Origin of the sequence: Herpetosiphon llansteffanensis, from assembly GCF_003205875.1 — a bacterium.
GTDB classification, from domain to species: Bacteria; Chloroflexota; Chloroflexia; order Chloroflexales; family Herpetosiphonaceae; genus Herpetosiphon; species Herpetosiphon llansteffanensis.
The window spans coordinates 19,595-38,470 of the sequence record NZ_PUBZ01000114.1; the positions used below are offsets into that span (position 1 = coordinate 19,595).

Annotated in this window: 14 protein-coding genes; 4 read left to right on the top strand and 10 right to left on the bottom strand. The window is 51.9% G+C overall.

The annotated features are described in order from the left end of the window. Positions 1 to 20: 20 nt before the first annotated feature. The 5 genes from selB to C5S61_RS17665 all read right to left on the bottom strand — a co-directional run bounded on the left by selB (position 21) and on the right by C5S61_RS17665 (position 8,811). A complete protein-coding gene (gene selB / locus C5S61_RS17650) occupies positions 21 to 1,901 on the bottom strand; it encodes a selenocysteine-specific translation elongation factor (protein WP_110517003.1) in 1,881 nt (626 codons plus the stop codon). Next, positions 1,901 to 3,943, bottom strand: coding sequence for a glycosyltransferase family 39 protein (locus C5S61_RS17655; protein ID WP_110517006.1), 2,043 nt, complete (start codon positions 3,941 to 3,943; stop codon positions 1,901 to 1,903). The genes selB and C5S61_RS17655 overlap by 1 nt, the downstream gene beginning before the upstream one ends. 21 nt (positions 3,944 to 3,964) lie before the next feature. Then, entirely contained in the window at positions 3,965 to 4,840 is an 876-nt protein-coding gene (locus C5S61_RS27125; protein ID WP_205701425.1) for a class I SAM-dependent methyltransferase, read from the bottom strand. A gap of 15 nt (positions 4,841 to 4,855) precedes the next feature. Next, complete coding sequence (locus C5S61_RS27130; protein WP_205701426.1) at positions 4,856 to 6,016, bottom strand: glycosyltransferase family 4 protein; 1,161 nt, start codon at positions 6,014 to 6,016, stop codon at positions 4,856 to 4,858. Positions 6,017 to 6,285: 269 nt separating this feature from the next. Further along, entirely contained in the window at positions 6,286 to 8,811 is a 2,526-nt protein-coding gene (locus C5S61_RS17665; protein ID WP_110517009.1) for a glycosyltransferase, read from the bottom strand. Positions 8,812 to 8,914: 103 nt separating this feature from the next. On the opposite strand from C5S61_RS17665, the gene C5S61_RS17670 reads away from it, so the two are divergent. Both C5S61_RS17670 and C5S61_RS17675 read left to right on the top strand, forming a co-directional pair. Beyond that, positions 8,915 to 9,583, top strand: a complete 669-nt coding sequence (locus tag C5S61_RS17670) for an HAD family hydrolase (RefSeq protein WP_164689604.1) — start codon at positions 8,915 to 8,917, stop codon at positions 9,581 to 9,583. Next, entirely contained in the window at positions 9,583 to 10,236 is a 654-nt protein-coding gene (locus tag C5S61_RS17675; protein ID WP_110517013.1) for a thiamine diphosphokinase, read from the top strand. The genes C5S61_RS17670 and C5S61_RS17675 overlap by 1 nt, the downstream gene beginning before the upstream one ends. A 49-nt stretch (positions 10,237 to 10,285) precedes the next feature. Here C5S61_RS17675 and C5S61_RS17680 read toward each other — a convergent pair whose 3' ends face one another. From C5S61_RS17680 to C5S61_RS17700, 5 genes are all read right to left on the bottom strand, one after another. Continuing rightward, the gene (locus C5S61_RS17680; RefSeq protein ID WP_110517017.1) at positions 10,286 to 12,658 is read right to left on the bottom strand and encodes an alpha/beta hydrolase family protein; all 2,373 of its coding nucleotides are present in this window, start codon (positions 12,656 to 12,658) and stop codon (positions 10,286 to 10,288) included. A 166-nt stretch (positions 12,659 to 12,824) separates the two neighbouring features. After that, complete coding sequence (locus C5S61_RS17685) at positions 12,825 to 14,108, bottom strand: ABC transporter permease (RefSeq protein ID WP_110517020.1); 1,284 nt, start codon at positions 14,106 to 14,108, stop codon at positions 12,825 to 12,827. Continuing rightward, the gene (locus C5S61_RS17690) at positions 14,098 to 15,336 is read right to left on the bottom strand and encodes an ABC transporter permease (protein WP_110517023.1); all 1,239 of its coding nucleotides are present in this window, start codon (positions 15,334 to 15,336) and stop codon (positions 14,098 to 14,100) included. Before C5S61_RS17690 ends, C5S61_RS17685 begins: the two co-directional genes overlap by 11 nt. Continuing rightward, positions 15,333 to 16,235 carry an ABC transporter ATP-binding protein gene (locus C5S61_RS17695; RefSeq protein ID WP_054537402.1) on the bottom strand — a complete coding sequence of 301 codons (903 nt, stop codon included), beginning with the start codon at positions 16,233 to 16,235 and terminating at the stop codon, positions 15,333 to 15,335. Before C5S61_RS17695 ends, C5S61_RS17690 begins: the two co-directional genes overlap by 4 nt. Positions 16,236 to 16,406: 171 nt before the next feature. Further along, positions 16,407 to 17,825 (bottom strand): DNA/RNA non-specific endonuclease, encoded by a 1,419-nt coding sequence (locus tag C5S61_RS17700; RefSeq protein WP_110517026.1) that lies wholly within the window; start codon positions 17,823 to 17,825, stop codon positions 16,407 to 16,409. Between the two features lie 402 nt (positions 17,826 to 18,227). On the opposite strand from C5S61_RS17700, the gene rplU reads away from it, so the two are divergent. Together rplU and rpmA are read left to right on the top strand one after the other, a co-directional pair. Beyond that, positions 18,228 to 18,545 carry a 50S ribosomal protein L21 gene (gene rplU / locus C5S61_RS17705; RefSeq protein WP_054535362.1) on the top strand — a complete coding sequence of 106 codons (318 nt, stop codon included), beginning with the start codon at positions 18,228 to 18,230 and terminating at the stop codon, positions 18,543 to 18,545. Between the two features lie 41 nt (positions 18,546 to 18,586). Next, entirely contained in the window at positions 18,587 to 18,853 is a 267-nt protein-coding gene (rpmA, locus tag C5S61_RS17710; RefSeq protein ID WP_012190209.1) for a 50S ribosomal protein L27, read from the top strand. The last annotated feature ends 23 nt before the right edge of the window (positions 18,854 to 18,876 follow it).

Genomic DNA, 18,876 nt, shown 5'->3' on the forward strand with positions numbered 1-18,876 from the left:
TTTCTAACACTTCGTTAAGCTCAATAGGCTACGCGTACATCGCCAACTCGCCGCGTGATGCGCTGTTGATCGCAGTGCTCAAGCATGGCTTGGGCATATTTACGGCTGGTTTGCCAAGCATCGCGCGCTTGAGCTAGGCTAATACTTTGGCCATTGGCGAGTTGCTCCAGCACCCAGTTGTGCATGCGCTGATATTGGGTTGGCAAGAAATAGACCTCTGGCGCAATGTGAATCAGTTGCTCGGTTTGTAACAGATACCGCCAGAGTTCTTGATCGATGGTTGGCCAATGCTCACGACTGGGCGGTAGCGCCGGATTGGCCTGCCACAAGCCCAGCAAGGCTTGCATTTGGCCTTGTTGGCTGGGGCTTGGCTGGGCCTGATGGTTAGCGAGTTTAATCTGGTTGGCTTCGATTTGAAGCCATGTGTGATCGGCTAAGGCTTGGGTAATTTGGCTGAAACTGCTTGCTTCGAGGCCCATGCGTTTGCGCAACTCCTCGCGAGGCATCGCTTGACGCAATGGCCATGTATGATGATAGTCGGCGAGGGTTTGGCGCAGCTTGGTTTGCAATTGCTGCCAATAGCCTGAACTGGTGATTAAACTGCTGGCCGTGAGCGTGGCCATTGTTGCTGAGACGATCACGATCATGCCGTTGTTGCAGCCCGTGGTTAGGCCTTCCAAGGCAGATTGTTGCTCCAAGCCGCTGCGTTGTTGCAGCTGTTGCCAGCTTAAACATTGCTGATCGAGTTGTTGCAGCAGAATTTCATGTGGCAAGCCATTAACCAGTTGTTGCAAATGCGCGATCACTGCTGGACGCATGCGGCGATGGCGCTGCGGATGGGCATCGAGCACCTGAATGCCTGCAACGGTGGCTGCTGGCGAGGCTCGGCGCAAAATCCCCCGATCGCCACGTTGGGCGATGCTGGCTTGGTTTAAACGCAATTGAGCAAATGCTTGGCTATTGGCTGGCAAGCTATCGCGATCAAGCAAAGCCAAGCTACAGCTGATTTCGGCGCTACCAAGATAGAGTTGCAAGGGCATATTATGGCTTAGGGTTGGCGCATCGGCGGTTGTTTCAACGATCACATCAATTAATGTGGTTGGCGCAAAGCTTTGAGGGATGGTTACAACATCGCCACGTTTGAGCTGTTGGCGTTCGATGCCGCTGAGATTGACCGCGACGCGCATGCCAGCTTGGGCCGCTTGCTTGCTGATTTGCTGCGATTGCAGGCCGCGAATCCGGCCACGCAGCTGCTGGGGTTGGATTTCTATTTCCATACCAACGCTCAAATTGCCATCGCGCAACGTGCCCGTGACGACCGTGCCAAAGCCATCGATGCTAAACACCCGATCGATTGGCAAGCGTGGGCTGTGCTGCTGAATTGGTCGGGCTGGCAATTGGCTAATCAAACCATCGATTGCAGCGACGAGCTGGGCCATGCCAGCGCCAGTGCGGGCCGAAACTGGCACAATTGGCGCATTCGCCAGACTGCTAGTGGCAACTTGGGCTTGAATCTCGCTGCTGATAAATTCGAGCCACTCTGCATCGACCAGATCGCTTTTGCTCAGCACGATCAGCCCTTGATCAATACCGAGGTGGCTGAGAATTTGCAGATGTTCGTGGCTTTGCGGCTGCATGCCTTCGTCGGCGGCAACTACGAAGAGTACGCCATCGAAGCCAGTTGCTCCCGCCAACATCTGTTTAATCAAGCGTTCATGGCCTGGCACATCAACCAAGTTGACCGAATGGCCAGCAGGCGTGTTGAACCAAGCAAAGCCCAAATCAAGCGTCATCTGGCGGCGCTGCTCTTCTGCCCAACGATCAGGATTGATGCCTGTCAGGGCTTGAACCAAACTTGATTTGCCATGATCAACATGGCCGGCAGTGCCGAGCGTATGCATCAGCGTAGGTGAAACACAAGAAAATCTTTGCCAACCGCACTGCTGATGCGGCGCAACTCGCCCTCAGGATGCTCGCGCTGCAATTGCTCAATATGCACTTGATCATCAGGATTGAGCACAATAATCACTGGGCGTTTTTCGGGCACAACCAATTCCATTTCGGGCTTAATCGTGTTGCTGGCATACCATTGCATATCGTTCAAATGCACGCTGATGTTGCGCGATTCCTTCCAGAAATAGCTGTTGAGCATGAGGTAGGCATTGGCGTAGGGCACGCCCTGAGCATCGCGATAGTAGCGAATTGCATCGGCAACCTCGCGATTATTGGGAATAAAGCCCGTGTATTGGCGCGCCATATCGACGAAGTAGCGATGGAAATTTTCGCGCCCAGCCCATGCCAAGAGCCAAATGCCCATGCCAACGCTGATCAAGCCTTGCAAGGCTCGTTTGCCGCGCCACCATTGATCAAACGGCTTGGCTTTGGTAAGCCATTCCATTGCCAGTGCTAAGGGCGCGGCGGCCATGGTAAAAATGACGGGCATCAGCACGCCAGTGCGGGCAGCGCTTGGGTTTTCAATCGGGTAGGCCAAACTGAGGGTTGTGGCCAAACCAAGCAACGGCAAACTCACCACCAGCATCCACCAACGCCATGAGCGCTCGATCAGCAAGCGCCAAACGATAATTGGCAAGCTGAGCAAGAGCAAGGCTGCGCTAACTTTATCGAGCAATGGGTCGAAGCGCACATTATTGACTTCGTTGCGATCGCCGCGCCAATTGAAGGCGACCGCCAAATTAACGTTGTTGGCCACGAATTTTTTAATATCGCAGGCTCGCTCGCTGCTGGTGTCTTGGCAAAACTCGCGGCTAATCTCATCGAGATGGTTGCTGGTGCGGGTGCTGACGCGAAACCAGAAAACATCGGGATAATCGAGCATAAAATGGCCCAGTGGCAGGAAAATCAGCGCTGTTGTGATCAGGGTCAAACTTCCATGGCCAAGCAAGGTGAGCCAACTCTTGCGGTTGCGGCGACGACGATCAAAGGCCATTAATCCAAAGACGGCGGCAATGACGAATGGCACCGCCCGAACGCCAATATAGCCATACAAACCCATGCCCATCCATAAACCGACCAGCAAGGCATCGCTGCGTTTGCCCAAGCGCACATAGCGCCAGAGCGACCACAGCACCAAGGCGGCGGGCAAGGTGGCATAGGGAAAGCGCAGGCCCATGCGAGTGGTTTCGAGCGGCCATTTGCCGAGCGCATACAGCATTGCGCTCAAAATGCCAAGTTTGCGCCCACCAAGCTCGCGCGCAAATAAATAGATAAACGGAATCGTTAGCGTGCCAATAATCACATTACCAAGTTTGAGTGCGATAAAGCCAAACGGCACGCCAAAAAAGCGAATTAACGTGGCGATGTAATAGAATTGGCCTGGTTCGCGGCCTGTGTTATTGGGTAAAAATAAAGGCCGGCCACCCTGCAAAATGGTGTAAACATCCTCCATCTTCCAGCCATGGTCAACCGTCATGTCGTAAGGCATTTGATCAAGCCGATAGAGCCGAATCCACAAGCCAACGGCGGTGACAATCAGTAAACAGCCAAAGGTCAGCCATGCGCGTTTGGTTTCGGCGCGATCGGCCCTGGGCAGGGGTGGGCGTTGCCATGGCAGCCATGCCAAGAGCCATAAACCAACCGCCAGCAGCCATGCCCACGTCGAAAGTGGATTAAATTCATTGCCAAAAAGATTGTGCCATGCTACGAGCGCACTGAACATTGCCACGGCGCTGATGCCGAGCCGCAAGGTTAAATGCTGCAATGGGCGTTGATCGAGGGTTGGCAAGCTATCGGGTTTTGGTGGTTGGCGTTTGATTAGCCACCACCAGATGCCCAAACTGACTGCTGCACCCAACAAGACTGCACCATCAAGTTGGCGAAACTGAAGCTTCGCTTGCACCTTGATCATGAGAGCTAGGGCAGTTCCAAGCAAGCCTAAGAGCCAAAGCCAGCCTAAGCGCTGGCTCGGAAAGACACCTCGTAGCATGGAAACGATCTCCTGAAAGACTTAACTCAAGGGCTTGCGCGCTTTGACAAAGACATTGACAAAACTGCGTTTTTGCAGCGTTTCTGGGCGCTCATTCAATTGGTCGACATAATTGATAATGCCACGAGCAAGGTTGAGCGGGTTTAATTTGCTGCCTTGGTTTTGGTCGCCACGCATGCGGTCGGCGCTCTTCATCCAGCGTTCGGGCAAAATCCCCGATTCGATTAAGGGCTTGCCAATGCCATAGACTACATACGGAGTCATTGGAATGGCATAGTGGGTGGCTTCTTCGCAGCACTCAACCTCGAAATCGGCCATGCGCACTTGGCGTACCAATTCTGCTGGTTCATACAAGCGCACGTGGTTTTCCCAAATGCTGCCAAATTTGGTGTGGGTAAAGGGCTTGCCGCCAAGCCGCGTCCAGATCCAGCTTGCTGGGTCCCACCACAATGGATAATTGGCGTGTGGCACTGAGATGGCCAAAATGCCGCCTGGCTTGAGGATACGGCGCAATTCGTGCAGGGCTGCTTGTTGATCGGGAATGTGTTCGAGCACTTCCGAGAGCAGAATTTTATCGAAGCTATTATCGGCAAAGGGCATGCCTTGACCATCGCCGCGCACAAATGTTGCCCGTTTGGCATGCTCTTGGCCAACCAACAAGCGATCAAACGCCTCATCGAAGCCAACGACGTGTAAATCACGCAGCTTATCGATCATCAAGGTATAGAAACCATAGCCACAACCACAATCGAGCACTGTATCGCCAGCTTGCAAGTCAAGATATTCCATCAAGCGACGGGCGCGGCGGCTATAGGCTGGGTCGGCCTCGTTGCGCAGCATGGTATCCATCAGCGCTGCATCGGCGGGTGCTAAAGCGGCGTAAGGTTGTTCAGTCATAATGATTGCTCTTTCTTATACAACCGATGCTGAAACGGGCTGGCCACACATTTCGGCCATCGTCCGTTCGTAGCTATCGAGGATGCCTTTGACGGAAAAAACTTGCTCAACTTTGGCGGGCTGAACTTTATAGGTTTGGGGATTTTTCAGTACTTCAATGATGCCATCGGCCAAAGCGCGAGGATTTTGGGTTGCTACCAAGCGCCCAAACCCAGTTTCTTGAACCACGACCCGTGCGCCTGGAATATCGCTGGTCACGAGTGGCGTGCCTGCCAACAACGCTTCGATCTGCACCATGGCCAAACAATCGGTGCGGCTTGGCAAGGTAAATAGGTCGCACATGGCATAAAAATTAGCCAGTTTTTGGGCATCGCGCAACAAGCCAAGGAATACGATGCGCTCGCGATTTTGCTCGATCATTGGCAAGCAGGTCGAATAAAAATCTTCATAGACCATTTTGTGCTCGCCAGCAAACACAAAGCGCACCTCAGGAAAGACCTCGGCGATCATCGGCATGGCTTTGAGCAAGAAATCAAAGCCTTTTTCTTCGACGAAGCGCCCAGCAAAGCCAACAATTGGCTTATCGCTAATCCCAAGCTCTGCTTTCCATTCCGCAACTTGGCTAGGAATTGGCGTTGGCAACTCGACTGGTGGATAAATATAGGTCAATTTTTTGCTGAATTTTTGTAAAAAGCTGGAATGTGCAGCGTAATCGCGGCTATAGGCGCTGACGCGGCGGGCTAATTTGCCTGCCATGACCATTTGGCCAATCATCACTTTTTCAATTGCGCGATTGACGAGGCCGGTTGGCATGACCAAATCGCCGTGATGGCTCATCAGCAGTGGCTTATTGAGCACGCGGCATAAACCCGAAAGTAACAATGCCTCAAGTTGTGGCGTGTGCACGTGCACCACATCATGGCTGCGAATTAATTTGGCAGCGACGAACGGAAAATTGAGTGCGAGCATGCCTCGGCTAATTTGAGCTGCTGGCTTGAGCCGCAACACATGCACTCCATTCAAGATTTCTTCGGTTGGCAGCGTTGGCTCATGCTGGATTGTTAAGACAGTGACGTGATGTCCACGAGCTGCGAGTCCTTCAGCCACCCGTTGGGCATGCATGGTCAAGCCCGTCCAGTGCGGCGCGTAGTAGGTCAAGGCAGATAATATTTTCATGGGAAAATTCCAGCCATACTAGTTAAACGTGGTTATTATACCCTATCCACTTCGAACAAAGAACATATGAACGTCAGAAGTCAAAAGGCAAAAATCAAAGGGCGAGGGGAGCCGATCGTTTTCACCAAGGAATTGGCGGAGCACCATGCGGTCTCATCCCCTCGCCCGCTCACGGATGAGGGGATGAGACCGTGGTTAACGTGATGTACCAATACACCATAGCCCATAGCCCCAGCTTCGTGCTCTTAGTGGTTAAAAAGCTCTGCCCCTTAACCTTTGCGCAACCGAGTAGCCCACTTTAACAAACGCATCACTTTGCCATTTTCCATGGCTTTGATATGCTGTTCTAGGTGGGCGATATGCTCGTTTTTCTCGGCCACAACCCGATCAAGCTCATCCATACGGTAGCGCATGCTGGTATGGCCCGCTTGTTTGCTTTGGGCCTTAACATTGCGCCGTTTGTCGGCTGCATATTGTGGTTGGCGACAAAACTCAATTAATGGCGCACAGGCTTGTTGCCAGGTATAGGCTTGTTGTACCTGAGCAAATTGCGCTTGGCGTTGCTCACGATTTGCACGTGTATCAGCTGCGTGGGCCAAGGCCGCGACCCAGCCTTGTACATCCTCAATCGCCACCACTTGGCCAAGTTGCTCTTGCTGCACCACATCGGCCAAGCTATCGCCTGCGGAGACAATCATCGGCAAACTGGCCCAAATATAATCGAGCAAGCGCGTGCGAAAGGCAAAGCGGGTTTCTGTATGGTTATGGTGGGCACTGACCCCAAGATCTGCTTCGAGCAAATAGTTGACCCGTTGATCGTATTCAACCCATGTTTGGTTGAAAAAGACGGTTTTGGCATATAAACCAAGCTCTTTGGCGAGATCAACGGCCTCGGTATAGCGCTGCATCACGCCAACATCGTGGCTATTTGGGTGCTGACCACCCATAAAAACCAATTTTAACTGCGGATGGCTCTGCTGCAATTTGGCCATGGCGCGAATAATCGTCAAGGGATCAAGCCATTCCCAAATGCCGCCACCCCACAAGGCAATCACATCATCGTGCTTAATCCCATCAATTACCCCGCGCATCACCGGTTTGGTTGCTTGCGGTGGCTCGTTTGGCAAGCCAAATGGCACAAGATCGATGAGTTTGCGCAAGGTTGGGTCATTGCGATAGTGCTCAGGGGTTATGCGTTTGCTCACGGTCAACGCGCCCAGCCACAAATCGCGCTGGCGCTCGCTGGCACAGATAAAGAAATCGCCCAAGGCCAATTGCTCGCTGATGGCTTCAACGCTGGCATCATTAACCGCAATTGCTCGCTCAAGGCTCATGCCACGACGTTCGGCCAACTCAAGCGCCTCAAAATGAAAGGGATCATAGAGATCGACCACCAAAATGCGTTCTGCATTCAGCAATTGGGGATATTTTTGTAAACTATAGCCTTGCACGATAATCACTTCTGCGTTCAGCGCCAACTCGCCCAAACTTGTGCCATCGTTGCTAGGGAAGGCGATAGTTTGCACATTGGCAATCGTCAAATCAGCCCGATCAGGCGCGGCGAGCACAACCTTGCAATGCTGGCTCAGCTGTTTGGCAATTTGGACACTGCGAATTGCTGGGCCAGCTAAAGCAGCTTGTAAGGGATCGATACTGATGATCAGCACATTGGTGGTTGGGTGCGGCATAAGTTCTCGCAATTTAAAACTTTCAACCATGGTTTGTTGTTGCATATGCAATTGAATATCAATATCGATCAAACCAAATGGTTGTTCAAACAACTTAAAAAGTTCTGCATCGCTGCGCTGACGCAATTGCTGAATGCGCTGGCGTTCAGCCCACAGTGCATCCCAGCCATCGATCACATCGCCCAAAGCTGCGATATAACTCAACATAATCTTGGGGACTTGCATCGTGCTGGTTTGATCGCCTTGGTTGCGCAGGCGCAAATCAAATTCCTTGCGATCAAAGCCGCCTGCGCCATCAAGCAAGCTGCGTTGAATAATCAGCAACAAGGCTGCTGGCAAAATGCGCCACAATTGCTCGTCTGCATAATGTTTGATGATCGTGCGCAGCGCATTGCGTTCAAGCAAACTACGAATTTGATGCCCGCCCATAGTGTTGGCGGTGGCATGTTGGCGATGATAAACCACCGCTGCTGGCGTAAACCGCACTTGATAGCCGAGCAACCAAGCCCGCCAGCCAAAATCGACATCCTCGAAATAGGCAAAATAGCTTTCATCGAAGCCGCCAATTGCCAAAAATGCCGCGCGATCGGCTAGCATCGCCCCGCCACAGGCAAAAAGCTGCGGGCCAGCTTGCACCAAAACGCTGGCGGCAGGCATGCGGGTAAATGGTTGGTTGCCATGGCCAAAAATATTTAATGCTGCTTGAATAAAATCAATCTGCTGGCCTTCCCAATCGAGCATTTTTGCGCCAACTGCAATCACCTTTTCGGCACGATGAGCTTCGATCTCGGCCACCAACTGCGCGATCCAATCGGGATCAGCTTTGGCATCGTTGTTGATCAAGGCCACATACTGGGCTTGGCTCAAGCGCACTGCTTGATTAACTGCTGGCGCAAAGCCCAAATTCTCGCGATTTTCGATCAGGCGGATGCTGGGGAATTGTTGGCGAATTAAATCGCAGGAGCCATCGAGCGAGGCATTATCGACCACAATGATGTCGAGCGCATTGCTTGGGTAGCGCTGGGCAAGCAAGGAAGTTAAACAAGCAACAAGGTGTTTTTTACCATTAAAATTGATGACGATAATTGAAACGCTTGGCCGATCCATGCACAACCCTTCGGAATTAAAGGCCACAATCAGCCAGCATCGTACCACAAAACGCCAATCTGCATACAATAGCTGCAAGACAATTTTATCTGACGGAGCATGTATGCCACGACCAGTTTTTATCGACCTCTACTTTACCTTGATCGAGCCAGACCCTGCCTACAACTGGGCCACCTTGGCGGCTCCGCTCTTGGGCATCGACGATCATGCCTTTCATACTGCTGCTGGCCGCTCGTATCAAGCGCGCATGGTCGGCACCTATCGGCAGGCCGAGGAGATTGTTGACCAAACGTTGAGCTATTTGGGCATTACGGTCACGCCTGAGGTGCATGCGACCCTGACCAAACAGCGCTTGGAGTTTTTCAGCACGCTGCGAGTTTATCCCGATACGATTCCGACGCTGCAAGCCTTGCGTGATCGCGGCCACCAAATTGCCTTGGTCACCAATTGCTCGGCTGAGACGATTCCGATGATGGAGCCGATGGGTTTGCTCAATTTGTTTGATGCAATCGCCTACTCCTGCGATGTGCGTTCGGCTAAGCCCGAGCCTGGCATTTACCAACATGCAATCGATGCGCTTGGGGTTGACCCGCGCGAGGTGGTGTATGTTGGCGATGGCGATACCCAAGAACATGCTGGCGCAGCAAAATTTGGCATGACCACGGTGCTGTTGCAGCGGCCTGGTGCCAAAGTGCGGGCTGTACAAACCGATTATGTGATTAGTTCGCTGACTGAATTATTGGATTTAGCGCCGCTGAGCCAAGGAGCCTAATGCTAGCAGTTATTCTAGCCGATGCGCCGCAAGCAGATATTCGCTCTGCATTGCCTTTGCTGAGCAGCACCGATTTGTTGATTGCTGCTGATGGCGGAGCACGCCATGCGCTCAATCATGGCGTAACGCCGCATGTGATTATTGGCGATTTGGATTCGATTCAGCCTGCCATGTTGGAGATTATGCAAGCCCGCAAGGTCGAAATTTTGCGCTTTCCCGCCGCCAAAAACGAGACTGACCTCGAATTGGCGTTATTGTTGGCAGTTGAACGGGGCGCAGATCAGATTCGCATTTTGGCGGCGCTTGGTGGCCGCCCCGATATGCACATGGCCAATCAATTGTTGCTGACCCATCCGGCCTTGATTGATCGTGATGTGGCCCTGCTTGATGGCGCTTGGGAAGTGCGCTTGATTCGCCAGCATTTGGCGTTTCAAGGCAAAGCTGGCCTGCGAGTTTCGTTATTGCCGTTGGGTGATGTTGTGGGCGTGTGCACTGAGGGCTTGCGCTATCCCTTGCGCGATGAAGACCTGCCGATTGGCCCGGCGCGAGGTGTGAGCAACGAATTTTCCGCGCCCAATGCTCAGGTGAGCATTCGCTCTGGGTTGTTGTTGGCGATGATCGAGCGCGAATTGCAAGCTGGCTATTTGGCTTAAACAAAAACAAGCGGAGCCATAACGGCCCCGCTTGTTGCGTTCAACGAGATTACTGAGCAGCAATCCAGTTTTTGCTGAGTTGGAAGCTTGGCGCAACCGTGGTGGTTTCTTCAAACACGATGACGTTCGTGGTTTCAGGCACCGTCATGGTTGCTGCATCGGCAACGACTGGCTCGCCAGCAACGCTTGGGTCGCCGCTCAAATATTGGCGGAACCACAAGATTTGCTCTTGGGCAGCGCGGAATTGGTTGGCTGGGTCGCTCAGGCCGTGGCCTTCGAGCTCATAGGTTACCAACTTGACGCGATGCTTTTGAATTTCGATTTGATCATGGAAATCGACTGCATACTTGACTGGCAAGAAGTCGTATTCGCCATGGAACAACAGGGTTGGGGTGCGCACGCGGTCAGCGCGACTCAATGGCGAGTCTGCGTTGTATTCTGCTGGCTTATCCATTGGTGTGCCACCTTCGAGGTAGGCAATTAATGGCCCCAAGCCAAAGTGGAATTCATTGGCAGTGTTCAACAAGGTACATTGTGGGTTGGCAGCAGCGTAGCGAGTTGGGTGGCGGGTAATACTTTGGGCGCTGAAATAGCCGCCGTATGAACAACCGGTAACCCCAATTTTGCTTTGTGAAGTCCAACCGCGTGAGATTGCTTGGCCAACAATTTCGGCACCTTCGTCGATGTCGATTTTGCCGAAGTTGTCGTTATCGGCCAAAGCGTTCAAGAATTCTGGCCCAAAGCCCAAGCGACCTGGAAGTGGCACATACAACACTGCAATGCCAAAGTTTGGCAACAAGTTGTAGGGGTTTTCCGTGTTGGCAGCAAAGAATTGAGTCATTGGTGCGCGTGGGCCACCTTCTTGCCAGAACACAATTGGCACATTTTTTGGTGGGAACTCAGCGCCAGCTGGTTGGATCAAGAAGCCGTTGCGTTGTGCGCCACTGCTGACGGTAAACGAAACGTTATCAACCCGAACTTGGTTGAGTTTTTCCAGCTCGCCGTTGCCCCAGGTCAAGCGACTCAAGGCTTGGCCATTCCAGTTCATGCGATAAATATCGGCTGGTTGGCTGAACGACATATAGCTGAAAATCAATTGTTGGGTCAGGTTGGTGCTGATAGCGCCGAAGTAGGTGCCATCCATGGTTGAGATCTTGCGGAACTCACCTGAACCTTGGTTGAAGTAGTACAACGCTTGGTTGGTGCCAGTGACGGTGTTGAACAAGACTTCATCTGGTGAGAGGAACTTGATCGACGAAGCGTCAGGCGTTTGCAACTCTGGCGTGTACAATTCACGCAGCAAGCTGCCATCAACGTTACGGAATTCGTAGCTTGCCATATCTGGGAAGATATAGGTTGGGTTTGGGCGACCAGCGATTCGGGCTGGGCGTTCCAAGCGTACGATATAACGTTGGCCGTCGGTGCTCCATTCGATGTCGCGTACAACCCGACCATCGCCATTGACTGCACGCCAAGCTTCAGGCTTGAAGTTGCCAGTCGTCAGATCGAAGGTATCGAGCACATTTTGGGTGAAGAGTGGGTTATCCTTGGGTGACAGACCGCCAAGTGCATCTTGGGTCATAATGTCAACCAAGCGTTTTTCGCCAAAGCCTTCGCCCAAAATCACGCTATCGCGAATCAAGGCCAGCTTGCTGCCATCTTTTGCCCAAGCATAATCGTAGAGCAAGGTGTGGTCGGGCACGCTGTACAATGGGGTCAATGCGCCAGTGTTCAGGTCGTAGATTGCCAAATCAATGGTTTCTTCGCTCATCCGGCCACGTGAGTCGGTGTGAGCGTAGTAAGCAACCTTATCCTTTGGCTTGACCCGTTCCATGGTGGTTTTTGGCGCTTCGACACTGAACGGCAATTTGACCGAATCAGGTGCTTGGCGCATGGCTTCGAGTTCACTTTGATCGAACGTCACAACCAAGAGCGTTGAGCCGTTGGGCGCAATCGATAGTGGAATGTAAGGCAAATTAACCGGATACAGGCTAATTGCGCCAGTGTTGCGGTCGATTGACAGCATCATGCTGCCCGTGAATGGGTCAAACAAGACTTGACCAATATGATCGTTGTCGAGCCAAACCATTTCAGTTGCAGAAAATGGGAAGAAGTCGCTATCTTCTGGCAGTTGCAATGGTTGAACTGGCACAATTGAGCCATCAACAACATTCAAGAAAGCTGAGCCAGTATCGCTGTAGCGATAGTTGCCAATCAGCACAGTGGTATCATCGGGGTTGATCGTGCTGCCAACGCTGGGGTAGGTGTTGTCTTGCAATTGAACAAGTTTCAACAACTCTTCGTCGTCAAGCAAAAATTCTGGTTCTTCGGCGTAGGGAACATTGACAATTTCTGCTGCTGCAGGCATTGTGGTAAACAAAACTGCCAGCAAGGCCAGTATTAAGCCGATGCGTTTTCGCATAACGCTAGGTTCCTCCTAGAGCAAAGCTCTTCCACACAAAACCCAACAATCGAACAAGTTCCAACTCAGGAGTCTACTGTAGCAGATTTGCTGCTAAAAAACGAGAGCAATTTTGCCAAATTGCTGTCGGATTAATTAACGCCGACAGCAATTTGATTGTTGCAGTCTATTCTGGTTGGCGTAAGGCTTGCCACATTGCACCAAATGAGGCTTTGCTGCCGCGCAACAAAGTGCTAGCGCGGAACATACGCGCTGTGACAAATTGCAAGCCAATTACGGTCAAGATCATCAATCCAACCGAAAGCCCAACTTGCCAGAGCGGCACGCTCGTGAGCACACTGCGAATCGTCAAGACGACTGGCGCGGTCAAGGGGAAGAGACTCAAGCCCGTGGTCAAGCCACCATTTGGTTGCTCGATGATCACGCTGATGAACATCAACGGGATAATAATTGGCAAGCCAACAATCACCGTCAGTTGCGAGCTTTCGCGCATCGTGTTGGCCACCGCCCCAATGCCCGCCATTAGTGAGGCATACATGGCATAGCCAAGCACAAAACTCATCAACGCCAGCAACCATGCGCCAAGCGAAATTTCGACATTGGCCATCATACTGCCCAAGGCCGCGCCTTGGCCAGTAATCAACGCGCCCATTGCAATCCAGATTGCAACTTGAACCAAGCCCAAGAGACCTAGCCCAAGAATTTTGCCTTGCAACAAACTACGGGGACTCAACGACGAAAGCATCACCTCAATTACGCGATTTTCTTTTTCTTCAATCAGCGATTGCAACAGCAAGTTGGCCGATGAGAAGATCGAAATATAGAGCAATAAGGCGAGGCCCATACCTAAGATAAAGGCCGATTGCATGCGTTCGCCTTCGTTCGTCGCCTTGTTGATAGGCCCATCAGGCCCCTCAACTTTGAGTTGCGTGGTTGGCTGCTGGAGCAAAAAGGCATAACTGCTACCGTTATCGGGATACAAACTCGTGCTTAGCAATAATTCGACCAACGATGATTGCAGCGAATCGCCAAAAGGATTAACCTGGTTGCTATAGCGCTGCACCTTGCCTGTGGCCAAATAATCGCTTGGAATCACATACAAGGCTGGAATATCAGTTTTTTCCATGGCTGCCAAGCCTTGCGCCACATCGGGATATTGCACATACAACGAGGCAGTTTGTGGATCGAAGCTGCTTGGAATGCCTTTAATCACGCCACTTTCGTCAACAAAGCCAATTTTAAGCTCGCCCGAAAGAATATCTTCGTTGATTTTGGCTGGGTCGCCCAATCCGGGCACCGCAAAACCACTGCGATTATTGTTGTTGGATTGGCTAAAAAAGCCAACCACCGCAATCAGCAGTGGCATACCGAAAACGGCGAGCCAAAATGTTGGTTTGCGAATGTGTTTAATAAATTCATTTTGGGCGACACTGAGCATTTTATTCGCCATGCTGACCTCCAAGGCTCAATGCGCGGCGGATTTCGGTCCATGTAAGCCGTTTGCCATAGCGCAACATCCCAACCCGCACAATTCGGGCTGAAAGCCAAATCATTACAAAAGCCATGCCAATCAATAACAGCACCGATAGCCCAATTTGCCATGCTGGCACGCTTACCAGTGCCACCCGCTGCATCATAACAATGGGGGCTGTGAAGGGGAAGAGGCTCAGGAACAGGGCTAATGGGCCATTCGGGTTTTCAATGATCATGCTGATAAACCAGACTGGCGAAATCATCAAGATCGAGATAATGCCTGAGAATTGCTGGCCTTCTTGGACTGCTGAAACACTTGCACCGATTGCACCGAGTGCTCCCGCAACCATCAGATAGGCTGGCACAAACATCACCGCCCCAATCAACAAGACGTTGGTTGGCAAGGTCAAATTGGCCATGCCTTCGATGTTGGCGCGGGCAATTGTGAAGGCAAGCAGCGCTGTACCCACCCAGATGCTAATTTGGGTTAAGCCAACTAAGCCAAGGCCGACAATTTTGCCAACCATCAGTTCAAATGGCCGCAGCGAGGTCGCCAAAATTTCCATCACCCGTGATTCTTTTTCTTCAACCAAGGCAGTCATCAAGTAGGCACTTGAGCTAAACACAGCGATAAAAAAGAAAATGCCAAACATATAGGGCGCGAAAAAGAGCAAAACCCCTTGGCCTTCGCTGGTTTCAACATCGCTATTTGGCTTGCGATTGTAGACCTGATCAATTGGCTCAAGCGCTCGTTGATCATTCAACGATGGTTGATTGGCAATCAAGGCTTTTTGCAGGTAATCGGTGAAGCGGCCACGTGCATCGCTGCTCAAATTGCCTTCGTCGGCAACGCCGCGCAAGGCTCCGGTTTGCAGATAATCGCTTGGAATAACGACATAGCCATCAATTTCTTGCTTGCTAAGCGCCGCTTTGGCTAAATTTTCATCATCAAAGCGAATAACCGCCACATCTTTGCGCAAGGTATCGGTGATCGTGACCGTGGCAGGCAGTTTTTGGGTGATGCCAGCTTGATCAACCACGCCAAGGCTATTGCTCTGATCGCCAAAGGCAATAAAGGCAAAGATTGCCGCGAAGATTGCCGCCAACAAGAGCGGCGTGCCAAAGGTGGCAATCAAAAAACCTTTACGTTTTGCATGGACTGCATATTCGTGAGCGGCGATAGTCCACCATTTTGCCTTGCTCATTGGCCACGCTCCCCATTGACGACTCGCACGAAAATATCGTCAAGCGACGGAATCGCCACTTCGAAGCGATCGATGCTGGTATCGCCACGGCTTGCCAAGGCTTGGAAGACGCTTTGTGGGCTGGTGCCAGCTTGGAGATTGAGCTGCACTTGGCCATTTTCGGTTTGAACGCTCTCGATGCCAGGCAAATTATCGAATGAGCCATTGCCCTCGACCCAAACCGCGTTGGGAGCGAAGCGGCGGCGCACATCGCGCAAGGTACCATTCAAGACAATTTCGCCACGGTTGAACATCACAATCCGGTCGCACATTTCTTCGATGAGGTGCATTTGGTGGGTACACATCAGCACGGCGCGGCCTTCACGGCGAATATCAAACAAGAGATCCTTGACCATGCGCGTGTTGACTGGATCGAGCGCTTCAAAGGGTTCGTCGATAATCACGATGTCTGGTTCGTGCAAAATCGTCGTGCCAAATTGCACTTTTTGCTGCATCCCTTTGCTCAATTCGCTAACTTTTTTCTGAGCAACATGGCCGAGTTCAACCCGTTCGAGATAGGCGCTGGCTCGTTTGCGTGCTTCGTTGCGCTCAATGCCCTTGAGAGTTGCCAAATAGACCATACAATCAATAACTTTGAGGTTGCGATAGAGGCCGCGTTCCTCTGGTAGATAGCCAATGCGATTTTTCTTGGATTCGTCCATTGGGCCGCCGAGGACTTCAATCGATCCACTATCGGGGCGCAAAATATCGAGAATCATGCGGATCGTGGTGGTTTTGCCAGCCCCGTTAGGGCCAAGCACACCAAACAATTCGCCAGGCTCAACATTAAAGCTGACGCCGCGAACTGCTTGCGTTCCCGCAAAAGACTTTTTAACATCAACAACATTTAACATTGCCATCCAGCATTTCCTCCTGTAGGCTAGGAGCCTACCCACAGCCTAAGAATACCACGGCTGTTCGATTGTTAAACAGGTATTCGAGGGCGAATCGTTCTCATTCTTAAGGACGAACAGGCCACTGGATAGTACTCCAGTAGCCTGTTATGGGTTTCAGCAAACTGTTCTAGGGCGCTATTGACAGCTCACGGTATGGCTTCCCAAACCGCTGAAGGTATCGCTGCTGTAGGCATCCCAAGCGCTGCTTGGACTAAAGCTATCGCTGCGATTGGTGTCGCCTGAGGCAATGTTGGCTTTGCGGCGCAAGCTGCGGTCGGTGGTTAAGCCACCCCAACCACTGCTGCCTGGGTCGTTGCCAACTTGGCCGAAGCTATCAACAACCGCGCCGTTGTAGGTCAATACCAAGGCATCGTTGCCATTGAAGTTGGCCACGCCATTGGTGATATTGGCCAGATTCAAGAGGCTGCTCGAAGCAGAGGCATTGGCAATCACGTAGGTTGCGCCATTGGCAAGCGAGCCGCTCAAATTAACGCTGCTGGTGGCGTTGGTCGCGCCATTGGCATACAGCTGGATGCTATAGCCGCTCAAGCTGACGCTGGCCCCTGTGTTGTTGTAGAGTTCCAAGGCTTTGTTGCTGCCGCTGCCTTCAACGTATTCCGAGAAGAACAAGCGCGTTGAGCTACAGCCAGTGCTTGGTGGTGGCGTTGCGGTGCGGACTGGGGTTGCAGTTGGATTGGGAGCAGAGGTTGGGTTTGGCACCGAGGTTGGCACAGGAGTTGTCGAGCCATCAATGCGTGCCTCAATCACACTTTGGATGCTGGTTGAGACATTCGAGAGAAAGTTATAGCCAGTCAAGCTTTCGAGCGCATCGACCGTGGTCAGATAATCGCGCCAATCGTTATCGCGAATGCCTTGCACATTCGGCATGTTGATCGCGATGACTCGGGTGTTGTTGCTGACGCGGCTCAGATCGTTGCTGCCGAGGCTCAGCACCACAATAATTTTCCAGGTTGAGTTGGGAATGCGCACTTTGCCATTGGCGATTGTGCCCCGTGAGCCAGCGCCGCCAGTGATGATGTACAGTTCGTTGCCTGCGCTGACTAACTCGCGGGCATAGGTTTCGAGGTCGACCCATGGGCCTTGGTTATTGTCGGGAGCTTGGGGAATGATGTTGGTCATGTAGAAGGTTGGTTGGTTGTCGCTGGCGCTGGAGGTGCGGTCGCCGGAGGGAGTCATGTGGCCGCGATCGTAGCCGCTGCCGCTGTAGTCGCCCGTTGCCACCCGATACCAACCACTGGGCAAGCTACTGTCTGGTTGGAAATCGCTGCGCGAGGCACTGCCAATATCGCCACTATCGAGGTGCCAACTGACCCAATTGGCGATGCCATTATCACGATGATACGAGAGCGCGTATTGGTTACGTTGAATCAAATAATTGGTAGGATAGCTGCTGCTGGCGACTGCTCCGCTAGGATTGCCCAAAACCAAGTTATCGCTACTAACGGTTTTGGCTGCTAGCGGGTGAACCATGCTGGCCCCAGCAAAAATAATGACGAACAACGCGAGCAGGGTAATCAGCCGATGGTCCTTCATTTAAGTTCCTTTCAGAATGGAATTGCTGATCTGGAGGGTCGTTATGCTTTGCTCTGAGCGTAGGTACTATAGAATACCATACTTAATAATTTATTAAAGCATGGTCAATAATGAGTTATGTTTGGCAATGCCACCAACGACTTTTGGGCTAGCTCGCAGAGGTGAGATGATTTAACTACCTTTGAATAAAGTGGGGGTTGGGGCTGAGAGAACGCGCCAATTGGGTTTGATTTGGGTCATGCACGCGGCTTAAAAATTCAAATTGCTGTGGTTGACAGCATCAATGCTGTCTGCTATAATTCGTCGCCGTATTGTAAAGAAAAAATATCATTAAAAGAGGGCGGGCAGATGCCCCTCTCTTTTTTATCGGCGGCGGACCAAACCGCCAGAAGGAGCGGCATCGTGTACGCCATTATTCGAGACCGTGGCCAACAGTATCGCGTTGAGCCAGGCCAAACATTACAAATTGCCTTGACCGACGCTGAAGATGGAAGCACTATCGAATTTAATGAAGTCTTGATGGTTGGTGGGGCCGACACCTTTGTTGGCGCACCCTTGATCAGTGGCGCAGTTGTGAAAGCAACCGTTGGCGAAGTTGTGAAGGGCGAAAAGATTGTCGTGTTCCGCTACAAAGCAAAAGCACGCTATCGCCGCCGTACCGGCCATCGCCAAAAATACACTGAAATCACCATCAACGATATTGTAGTTCCAAACAAGTAATCTGACCGCGCGGTTGGCCCGCGTCTGAAAGGAGCCTGCAAATGGCACATAAAAAAGGTGTAGGTAGCTCGCGAAACGGGCGCGACAGCAAGCCGCAAATGCGTGGTATCAAGCGCTTCGGTGGTGAGTTGGTTCAGCCTGGTTCAATCATCGTTCGCCAATGTGGCACCAAAGTGCGCCCTGGCGCAAATGTTGGCCTTGGCCGCGATTACACCATCTACTCGATGATTGATGGTCATGTCAAATTCGAAGATTACAGCCGCACCCAAAAAATGGTGAGCGTTGTACCTGCTGAAGCTGAAGCCTAAAGCATCACCATCGAGGAGTTATC